A 2,380-nucleotide genomic window follows, 5' to 3' on the forward strand; every position below is an offset into this window, starting at 1 on the left:
CCAGTAGCATTTGTTATTGTAGCGTAATAAACTTTACCATCAACCAAAGTAGCTGTTTTAGTTAAAGGAGTTGTAGCAGAATTGCTATCGTACCAATTGATGTTATTTCCACTAGGACTTAAATTTTCAATAGTTGGATTGTCAATTTCACAAAAAGTTTGAGTAGCAGCTCCAGTAGGAGGTAAAGGTTTTTCAATGTTAGCAGTAACTTCTAATCGTAAAACACTTTCACAACCAGAAGTATTTGTTATTGTAGCGTAATAAACTTTACCATCAACCAAAGCAACTGTTTTAGTTAAAGGAGTTGTAGCATTATCACTATCGTACCAATTGATTTCATTTCCACTAGGAGAGGTAAAGGTTTTTCAATGTTTGCAGTAACTTCTAATCTCAAAACACTTTCACAACCAGCAGTATTTGTTATTGTAGCATAGTAAACTTTACCATCAACCAAAGCAGCTGTTTTAGTTAAAGGAGTTGTAGCATTATCACTATCGTACCAATTGATTTCATTTCCACTAGGACTTAAACTTTCAATAGTTGGATTGTCAATTTCACAGAAAGTTTGAGTAGCAGGGCCAGTAGGAGGCAAAGGTTTTTCAATGTTAGCAGTAACTTCTAATCTCAAAACGCTTTCACAACCAGCAGTGTTTGTTATTGTAGCGTAATAAACTTTACCATCAACCAAAGGATCTGTTTTAGTTAAAGGCGTTGTAGCATTATCACTATCGTACCAATTGATGTCATTTCCACTAGGACTTAAATTCTCAATAGTTGGATTGTCAATTTCACAAAAAGTTTGAGTAGCAGTTCCAGTAGGAGGTAAAGGTTTTTCAATGTTAGCAGTAACTTCTAATCGTAAAACGCTTTCACAACCAGTAGTATTTGTTATTGTAGCGTAATAAACTTTACCATCAACCAAAGCAGCTGTTTTAGTTAAAGGAATTGTAGCATTATCACTATCGTACCAATTGATGTTATTTCCACTAGGACTTAAACTGTCAACAGTTGGATTTTCAATTTCACAGAAAGTTTGAGTTGTAGGACCTGTTGGAGGAGTAACTACTTCGATTACTACTGCTACATTAGCGGATGCATCAGGGCAAGCACCTAAACTACTTTTAACAGTATAAGTGTATGTTCCAGAGCTATTAACACCAGGTTCAAAAGTACCTAAGTAACCACCAGATAGAGAACTTGGCCCTGTCCAAACACCAGTAATATCAGGACTTCCTCCTAATTTATCAAATAAATTAGTTGTAACTAAATCAATTTCGCACTCGTTTAATGATGAACTTATTCCTGCATTTGGAGGGGTGTCAATAAAAACTGTTGTTTTAGCTCTTTCTAAGCTTTCACAACCAACGCTTTCTTGAGTTGCCCAATAATCTTCACCATTAATTAAGGCTGTTGAAATATCTAAAGGTAGAGATGCCATTTCAGATTCGTACCAAATAACATTGTTTTCTATAGCTTTTAAATTATCTACAGTAGGATTGGAAGTAGCACAAAATGTTTGTGTTGGAGCCACGGTAGGCGTTTCTGGAGCAATTAAAATAACGGCAGTTCCCAATCTTTTACTAGTACATCCATTTGCGGTTTGCTGTACATAATAAGTTACCCCATTTACCAGTGGGGTTGAGTCTGAAAGTAAGTTGCCACCAGTTTTGGCATCATACCATTCAATATTTGTACCAGTTGCTGGTAAATCTGCTATTGTAGCATTTTCATCGGCACAAACACCTATAATAGAGTAAGTATTTGTTGGAGGTGTTCCATTAATTGTTACGGTAACAGCAAGTCTGTTTGGGCTACAACTTCCACCTGTAATATCATCTGCATAATAGGTTTTGTTATTTTCTAAACGGAGTAATTTATCATACTGAGTTCCTCCAGAAGGAGCATCAAACCATGCAATTTCACCACCAGAAACTATAAAATTTTCAATTTTAGGTTCATTGCTATCACAAAAAATTTGAGAAGTATTTCCTATTGGGGTTGGATTTACACATTGTGAATATGTCAGTTCATGACTTAAAAAGGCTAAAACAAAGAATAATAATATTGTATTAATATTCAATGAAAATTTTTCTTTTTTCATTAGTTGGGTATTGGTTAGTTTTTTGATTTCGAATAAATGAAATCGTTTGGTATATCAAAAATAGTTAATTTTATTCAATTTTAGATGAATAAGTTGTTTTTTGAAGTATGATGTTTCTGTGTAAATTTGTTGAAAATAAAGTTGATTCATCGTGTTTTTTTTAGGAGATTACTTACATTTGATGTTAAAAATTATAATATATGAATATACATTTTATAGCAATAGGAGGTAGTGCTATGCATAATTTAGCCCTGGCTTTGAAAGAAAAAGGGTATACTA

General features: G+C 33.7%; 2 protein-coding genes and 1 pseudogene. 1 reads left to right on the plus strand and 2 read right to left on the minus strand.

From position 1 onward, the window contains the following. Together EC396_RS15380 and EC396_RS15385 are read right to left on the minus strand one after the other, a co-directional pair. Positions 1–281: pseudogene (locus tag EC396_RS15380) on the minus strand (hypothetical protein); the annotation flags it as partial. Positions 282–295: 14 nt separating this feature from the next. Then, a complete protein-coding gene (locus EC396_RS15385) occupies positions 296–2,101 on the minus strand; it encodes a hypothetical protein (protein ID WP_129367691.1) in 1,806 nt (601 codons plus the stop codon). Positions 2,102–2,301: 200 nt separating this feature from the next. Between EC396_RS15385 and EC396_RS15390 the strand changes: the two genes are divergently transcribed. After that, the coding region (locus EC396_RS15390; RefSeq protein WP_164975329.1) for a Mur ligase domain-containing protein at positions 2,302–2,380 on the plus strand (79 nt) is incomplete at its 3' end.

Source organism: Lutibacter sp. HS1-25 (assembly GCF_004121075.1).
Classification (GTDB): domain Bacteria; phylum Bacteroidota; class Bacteroidia; order Flavobacteriales; family Flavobacteriaceae; genus Lutibacter.

Bases quoted from the DNA above. Each gene is read 5' to 3' on its own strand.
- EC396_RS15385 (WP_129367691.1), bottom strand. From the start codon at position 2,101: ATGAAAAAAGAAAAATTTTCATTGAATATTAATACAATATTATTATTC.